This window comes from Mucilaginibacter sp. (genome assembly GCF_036383575.1).
Classification (GTDB): Bacteria; Bacteroidota; Bacteroidia; order Sphingobacteriales; family Sphingobacteriaceae; genus Mucilaginibacter.
Map to the genome: position 1 here is coordinate 1 of NZ_DASVOB010000203.1, position 7,750 is coordinate 7,750.

Consider the following 7,750-nt stretch of genomic DNA (forward strand, 5'->3'; position numbering starts at 1 on the left):
CAACAATGACATCAATCAACTCCACATTAGCACCCTTGCCGATGCGGTTGAAAACGCTAAACGCCTGTACAAAGCCGGCGGTGGTACCCGCGAAAATATTGAGCAGGCCGAGCTGAACCTCAAAGTTGCCCAGCTTGAAAAAAAGCAGTTGGAAAACGAAATAAAAAGTAAGCAACAAACCATGCAGTTGGAGATCAGGGAGGCCGAAATTGCTGCCGACATCCAACAAAACGATCTCAAGGAGCTGCAACGCAAGCTTGATCTGGCCAATGTGGTGGCAACGCGTGCCGGTGTTATCACCTACGTAAACAAAAATATCGGCGCCAATATTCACGAAGGTGAAACCCTGGCCCGCATTGCCGACCTGGGCAGCTTCAGGATTCAGGGCAGTATTTCTGATAATGTGGCCGATCAGGTACATAGCGGTTTGCCGGTGATTGTACGAATCAACGATGATCAATTGCGTGGGCATGTGAGCAATGTATCCCCATCGGTACAAAACAGCATAGTTTCTTTCGATGTACAGCTGGACGATAGGGCGAGTAAACTGCTCAGGCCTAATATGAAAGTAGATGTGTTTTTGGTGACGGCCACACACAGCAAGATCATGAGGGTAGCTAATGGCCCCGCGTTTAAAGGCCCCACCGTTCAGGATATTTTTGTGCTTAACAATGGCAAAGCCGAACGCCGTACCGTGCATATCGGCCTCACCAATTTTGATTATGTGGAGATACAGAGTGGGGTAAAGGTCGGTGAAGAGGTCATTACATCGGATATGAGTGAATACAAAAACTCGAAAGAAGTAACGGTAAAGAATTAGAAATGAAACCGGAATTGCTCGGCCGGTTGGAAATGTTAGTTAAAAAAGCCATGTCATTGCGAGGAGGCACGACGACGCAATATCGTAGCTATACAGATCGGACATGCATTGGCTACGAGATTGCCGCGCTACGCTCGCAATGACATACCCCCTGCCGCTGTTTGGTGTTGTCACCAACAGCTCTACGCCAGGCTTTTGAATACGGCTTTCCGTGATTATGAAAATCATTGGGGAAAAAGTTGTTGGTGACAACACCAACAACGGCGGGGGGAAGTAACGGTGAAATAATTAAAAACAAACCGTCATTGCGAGGAACGAAGCAATCGCGAACAATACAAGGCGGATTTGCTAATAGGGGATTGCCTCGTTCCTCGCAATGACGGTTCAAAAAAAGAATTGGAGACAATGAAAATACTATACATCATATTATTATTAACCATTAGCACAGCGGCATTCGCCCGGAGTGGCAGCGATACCCTGCGGCTAACCCTGCAACAGGTGGTTGAGCTGGCAAAGGCCAACTCTATAGCTGCCAAACAGGCCGCTACTGTGCGCGAGACCAAGTATTGGGAGTATCGTACCTACAAATCAAACTACCAGCCGCAGCTGGCTTTAAGTGGCACTTTACCGGGGTACACCAAAACATTTTCGCAGGTGCAGCAGCCCGATGGTACCATACTTTTCCAGCCGATCCATAACGACAACTCATCGTTGCAGCTTAATTTTAGTCAGAGTATCACTGCTACCGGCGGTACCATTTACGGCACAACACAATTGCAGCGGTTTGATGATTTTGACAGGCATAACGTATTGTATAACGGTATCCCTTACGGTATCAATTACTCGCAGCCGCTGTTTCAGTTCAATAGCCTTAAATGGGATAAAAAGATTGAGCCTTTAAAGTTTAATGAAAGCAAGCAGGCTTATATTGAAGCTCAGGAAAAGATCGCTGTTGATGTAGAAGGCTTTTTTTTCGATCTGTTGCTGGCCCAGGTAAACCTCAAGATCGCCGAGACCAACTTTGCCAATACGCAGGGGATTTTGAAAGTGGCTAACCTGAAGTACGAGTTAGGTAAAGTATCCAAAAACGAGATACTGCAATTGCAGCTGGAAAAGATTAACGCACAAAAGGCCGTTGGTACTGCTATGCGCGATATGGAAATTGCCACGTTGAACCTGCGCAGCTTTACCGGGCAAGAAGGGGACGACAGGATAGTACTTGTGGTGCCGCAAAATATCAGTCAAATGACAGTTTCATCAGATAAAGTACTGGCCGAAGCTTATGCCAACCGTTCGGATGCTATCGCTTTTTCCCGCCGCCTTGCCGAAGCTAAGCGGGATGTGGCCAAAGCCAAAGGACAAAATGGTTTAACCGCTACGCTCACCGCCAGCCTGGGCTTTCCAAATACGGCTACCAATATCCCTGATGTATATAAGAACCCTCAAAACCAGCAATTGCTACAGGTACAATTGTCTATACCGATATTGGATTGGGGCAGGTCAAAATCCAGGGCTAAAACAGCTTTGGCCAACCAACAGTTTACAGAATATGCCGTTGAGCAGGATAAACAAACTTTTAAACAGCAGATAGTAACCCAGGTGTCGCTTTTTAATATGCTGAAAGAACAATTGGTTTATACTGCCACTGCCGATAGCATTGCCGGCGAAAAATACCAGATAGCCCGCGAACGCTATGTGCTTGGCGACCTCAGCATCACCGACCTTGGCATAGCATTCCGCGAAAATGACCAGGCCCAGCGTGACTATGTAACCGCCCTCCGCGATTTTTGGGGAGCTTACTATCAGTTGCGCTATCTTTCACTTTACGATTTTGAATCAAACAAAAAAATAACCTATAACTAAATCAATAACTCAATAATTCAAACTTAAACTCATGATACGTTTACAAAACATTGAAAAGGTGTACCGCACCGATACCATCGAAACTCTGGCCCTCAACAGCGTAACTCTTGATATTGCCAAAGGCGAATTTTTATCCATCATGGGCCCGTCGGGCTGTGGTAAAAGCACCCTGCTTAATATTATGGGCCTGCTTGATGCACCCTCAAAAGGCGACATCAGGATTGACGATCAAAAAACTGAAGGAATGAATGATAAGCAGCTGGCAGCTTTCCGCAATAAAAAGCTGGGCTTTATTTTCCAGAGCTATCACCTCATTAATGACCTCCAGGTACTTGATAACGTGGAGCTACCCTTGCTTTATCGCGATACCACGGCCAAACAACGCCGCGAACTGGCTGCCGAAGCGCTTGAAAAAGTTGGCCTGGCTAATCGTTTAAAACATTTTCCTACACAGCTATCAGGCGGTCAGCGGCAGCGTGTGGCTATAGCCAGGGCTATCGTAGGTAGGCCCGAAATTATTTTGGCCGATGAACCTACCGGTAACCTGGATAGCGCCATGGGTAACGAGATTATGGAGATTCTCCTTAACCTTAACCGTAATGATGGTACAACCATAGTAATGGTAACGCACGATGAAAATATGGCGCACAAAACCCACCGTTTGGTGCGCTTATTTGATGGTGCCCAGGTTCAATAATTAACCGGTTTTAAAATTGAATTTATGCTTAAAAATTATTTTAAAATAGCCATAGCGGTGTTGAAGCGCCGCAAGTTTTTTACGTTCATCAGCTTGTTCGGCATCAGTTTTACCTTAACCATATTGATGGTTTTAACTGCCTTTATTAACAAGGTAATTGGCGATAATTACCCGGATAAAAAGCGGGACAGATCATTATACATTACCCGGATCCAGGAAAGCGGCGATAACAATTCGATGTCGAGCACATTGTCATATTACTTTTTGAGCCATTATACAGGCATGATGAAAACTCCTGTAAAGGTTGCTATATCATCAATGTTTAAGGGTACTAATACCTATGTAAACAACAAAAAGATAGCGGTTAATTTTAAATACACCAATGCCGAGTATTGGGATGTGCTCGACTATGATTTTACCGAAGGGAAACCATTTAATAAGCAGCAGGTAACTAATGCAGATCGCGTTGCGATAATATCTGAAGATATGAAACGGCAATACTTTGGCGATATCACCGCGGTAGTTGGTAAATATATCGAAGCAGATAATTTGAGTTACCGCGTAATTGGCGTTGTGAAAAATGTACCGGTAACAAATTATATGCTTTACAGCGATATCTACCTGCCGTACACGGTATCAAAAGAAGATTATAAAAGCAAAGGATACTTGGGCGGCTATATGGGGATCCTGCTTGCTAACTCGGCAAGTGACGTACCTAAAATGCAGGCCGAATATGAAAATATCATAAAACGGGTGCCTGTTGAACGAAAGGAATTTAAACACCTTTACAGCCACGCCAACACATTTTTCAGGAGCTATGTTGACACCGGGAATGAAGAACATTCCGGCGTATTCATCGTAGTTACGGCCATCAGCATTTTTGTATTCATTTTTACCCTGCTGCCAACGCTAAACCTGGTCAATATCAATATCACCCGTATCATGGAGCGGTCGTCAGAAATTGGTGTACGGAAAGCCTTTGGGGCATCATCAAAAACATTGGTTTACCAGTTCATTGTCGAAAACCTGATACTTACTTTACTTGGCGGCCTCATCGGTGCAATTTTATCGGTGGCGGTACTTGCTGCTATCAACAATGCAAACCTGATTGCCAATCTTGAGCTCAGTATCAACTTTATGGTTTTATTTATCGGTTTGCTGGTTTGCCTTGTTTTTGGTTTGCTATCGGGCGTTTACCCTGCGTGGCGCATGTCAAAACTGAATGTGGTTACGGCGCTCAAAGCTTAATGATCATTTATCCTTAAATCAAAATATTATGTTTAAGCATTTATTTAAACTCATCTGGAATAAAAAGAAGCAGAACTTTCTGCTCATCACCGAGATGCTGGTATCCTTCCTGGTACTGTTTGCGGTATTTACACTCATGATGTACTACTACAACAATTATAAAAAGCCGATGGGGTTTGACTACCAGGACGTATGGGTGATCAACTATAATAATTCATACCAAACAAAAAATGTCGACTCGCTCGACCTTTATTATGAAACGCTTCGCAAAACAATAAAATCATTACCGCGTGTAAAAGAAATCACTTTTGTGAGCGGCAATATCCCGTTTTCATCACGAACCAACGAAAGTGGGCTGACATTTAGAGGCAAACACGTTCAGCATCTGAATAATTTTACGGTTGAAGATCACTATGAAAAAGTAATGAATGTAACCTTATTAGAGGGGCGCTGGTTTAACAAGGAAGATGTGGTTAGTAAAAATCAACACATTATCATTGATGCCGACTTAAAGGAGGCCACATTTGGTAAGGAGTCGGCCGTTGGTAAGCTTTTAGGCAATGATGATGATAAAAACAAGTTTAAGGTAGTTGGGGTGATACAAACTATAAAACGAAATGGCGATTATTTGAAAGCCGGCCCGGGCATGTATTTCAGAACAGATACAGGCTCATTTCGCTGGCTCGATAAAATACTGGTAAAAGTTGACCATGGTGCCGATGCTGCCTTTGAAGGGAAACTTTATAAAACGATGGCCAACTACATGAAAAACGCCAATGTTGAAATTGAACACCTTGTCAATAAACGAACAGATGCCAATTATTTTGCGCTGGTGCCTATGATCATATTAGCTATTGTAAGTACATTTTTGGTAATCAACGTAGCGCTCGGGTTGTTTGGCGTGCTTTGGTATAATATCAATAAGCGCCGGGGCGAGATAGGCTTACGCAGGGCAATTGGTGCTACAGGTACGTCGGTAGCAGCTCAGTTAGTGGCCGAATCCATGATCCTTGCAACGCTGGCACTTATTATCGGTACTTTTTTTGCCGCCCAATTTCCGCTGTTAAACGTGTTTGATCTACCGGCTATTGTTTATATCGAAGGCATATTATTATCTGTTTTATTTGTTTACCTGCTGGTGCTCATTTGTTCTCTTTACCCCGGTAAACAGGCTGCGGCCATTTATCCCGCTGTTGCTTTACACGAAGAATAATTACGATATTGACCGCATATTATGATATTGGTTATTGATGATGATATTGCTGTACGCACCTCGCTGGTCCTGCTTTTAAAAAGTGAGGGCTATGATGCCGTAAGTACCGATGAACCTGCCGAAGCCCTGAAGATCATCAAGAAAAAAGCCCCCGAGCTCATTATTCTTGATCTTAATTTTTCGATAGATACATCAGGGCAGGAGGGAATGGAGTTGCTTGGAAAGATCAAGGCCATCAACAGTGCTATCCCGGTTATCCTCATCACCGGCTGGGGAAGTATTGAACTGGCGGTTAAAGGTATGAAGCTGGGCGCCAATGATTTTATCAATAAACCCTGGGTTAACGAGCATCTTATCCAGTCGGTAAAAACCCTGCTCGATCTGCAGGATAAAAAGACTGAGCACCGTACCCGTAAGCAGCTTGACAAAACCTATAATTTTGAAAATATTGTAGGCGAAGATGCCCGGATGCTCGACATTTTAGAAACTATAGGGCGGGTGGCATCAACCGATGCATCGGTGCTGATCATGGGCGAAAGCGGTACAGGTAAGGAGCTGATAGCAGAAGCTATCCATCAAAACAGTCTTCGCCGTAATAAGCCATTTATTAAGGTGAATTTGGGTGGCATTTCTACATCGTTGTTTGAGAGTGAAATGTTCGGCCACATCCGCGGGGCGTTTACAGATGCCCGGTTTGACAGGATAGGCCGTTTTGAAATGGCCAACAAAGGCACCATTTTTTTGGATGAAATAGGTGACCTTGATGCCAGTAGCCAGGTAAAGCTACTTCGTGTATTGCAGGACCGTACTTACGAAGTATTAGGCAGCAGCCGCACCAAAACGGTTGATACCCGTGTGGTTTGCGCTACCAATAAAAACCTGAATGAAATGGTACATCGCGGTACTTTTCGTGAGGATTTGCTGTACCGTATCAACCTCATAACAGTTTACCTGCCGGCCCTGCGCGAGCGGCCGAAGGATATCCCCTTGCTGGTTGATTTTTTTATTAATAACTTAAAGCAGATCTATAACCGGCCCAATTTGTCGGTGGCGCCATCGGCTATGAAATGGTTACAGCAGTTACCTTTACCGGGTAATATCAGGCAACTGAAAAACCTGGTGGAACGTTCTATTTTGGTGAGCCGGAGGGATGAGTTGAGTATCGATGATTTCCGGTCGCAGCTGGAATTATCACCGGTAAAAAAAGGGAATATCCAGTTGCCGGGCGTAGGCACCTTAACTTTAGAAGAGGTAGAGGTGGAGATGATAAAGCGGGCATTAGATCATCATAAAAACAAGATAAGCAAAGCAGCGGCGGCGCTGGGCCTCACGCGCAGCGCCCTGTACCGGCGGCTCGAAAAATACCAGATCCCGTACGATGAAGCTGAGGACTAAATACATTTTATTTGTGGTGATCCTGCACCTGCTTACCCTGGTGCTTGCATGGTTTATTTTCATCGATAATAAGATCTATTTTATCATAGCCGAAGCGTTTGTTCTTATTTCGGCGGCTGTGGCAATACAGCTTTACCGCCAGCTTGTGCTGCCTTTAAAAATGTTGCTGCAGGGTATTGAAGCTATCAAAGACAAAGATTTTAATGTGAAATTTCTTTCAACCGGCAAACTGGAGGTTGACGCGCTGATTGACGTTTATAACCAGATGATGGACGAGTTAAGAACCGAACGGACACGGCAGGAGCAGCAGCATTTCTTTTTAGAAAAGCTGATCCATACCTCGCCAACAGGTATCATCATCCTTGATTTTGATGACCGTGTGCAACAGGTAAACCCTAAGGCGCTGCAGGCGTTGAACATGCGCGAAAAAGACCTGATAGGTGAACTGATAGAAGAATTGAAACACCCGCTCTTCGCACAGATCAAAGCCCTTAAATCGGGTGAAACCATAGTG

7 protein-coding genes are annotated in these 7,750 nt (G+C 44.4%); all 7 read left to right on the plus strand.

The features are described from left to right. Nucleotides 1–820, plus strand: an 820-nt coding sequence (locus VF500_RS07380; protein WP_330859056.1) for an efflux RND transporter periplasmic adaptor subunit, incomplete at its 5' end; no start/stop codon positions are given. 405 nt (nucleotides 821–1,225) lie between these two features. Further along, nucleotides 1,226–2,683 (plus strand): TolC family protein, encoded by a 1,458-nt coding sequence (locus VF500_RS07385; RefSeq protein WP_330859057.1) that lies wholly within the window; start codon nucleotides 1,226–1,228, stop codon nucleotides 2,681–2,683. A gap of 31 nt (nucleotides 2,684–2,714) precedes the next feature. Then, the gene (locus VF500_RS07390; protein WP_330859058.1) at nucleotides 2,715–3,380 is read left to right on the plus strand and encodes an ABC transporter ATP-binding protein; all 666 of its coding nucleotides are present in this window, start codon (nucleotides 2,715–2,717) and stop codon (nucleotides 3,378–3,380) included. Nucleotides 3,381–3,404: 24 nt separating this feature from the next. Continuing rightward, nucleotides 3,405–4,628, plus strand: coding sequence for an ABC transporter permease (locus VF500_RS07395; RefSeq protein ID WP_330859059.1), 1,224 nt, complete (start codon nucleotides 3,405–3,407; stop codon nucleotides 4,626–4,628). 28 nt (nucleotides 4,629–4,656) lie between these two features. Beyond that, complete coding sequence (locus VF500_RS07400) at nucleotides 4,657–5,841, plus strand: ABC transporter permease (RefSeq protein ID WP_330859060.1); 1,185 nt, start codon at nucleotides 4,657–4,659, stop codon at nucleotides 5,839–5,841. A 21-nt stretch (nucleotides 5,842–5,862) separates the two neighbouring features. Further along, nucleotides 5,863–7,236 carry a sigma-54 dependent transcriptional regulator gene (locus VF500_RS07405; RefSeq protein ID WP_330859061.1) on the plus strand — a complete coding sequence of 458 codons (1,374 nt, stop codon included), beginning with the start codon at nucleotides 5,863–5,865 and terminating at the stop codon, nucleotides 7,234–7,236. Next, a partial coding sequence (locus tag VF500_RS07410) for a PAS domain-containing protein (protein WP_330859062.1) occupies nucleotides 7,220–7,750 on the plus strand: 531 nt, incomplete at its 3' end. The genes VF500_RS07405 and VF500_RS07410, both read left to right, overlap by 17 nt.

Excerpts from the sequence above, each read along its gene's own strand:
- VF500_RS07385 (WP_330859057.1), top strand. The coding sequence starts at position 1,226 with ATGAAAATACTATACATCATATTATTATTAACCATTAGCACAGCGGCA.
- VF500_RS07390 (WP_330859058.1), top strand. The coding sequence starts at position 2,715 with ATGATACGTTTACAAAACATTGAAAAGGTGTACCGCACCGATACCATC.
- VF500_RS07395 (WP_330859059.1), top strand. The coding sequence starts at position 3,405 with ATGCTTAAAAATTATTTTAAAATAGCCATAGCGGTGTTGAAGCGCCGC.
- VF500_RS07400 (WP_330859060.1), top strand. The coding sequence starts at position 4,657 with ATGTTTAAGCATTTATTTAAACTCATCTGGAATAAAAAGAAGCAGAAC.
- VF500_RS07405 (WP_330859061.1), top strand. The coding sequence starts at position 5,863 with ATGATATTGGTTATTGATGATGATATTGCTGTACGCACCTCGCTGGTC.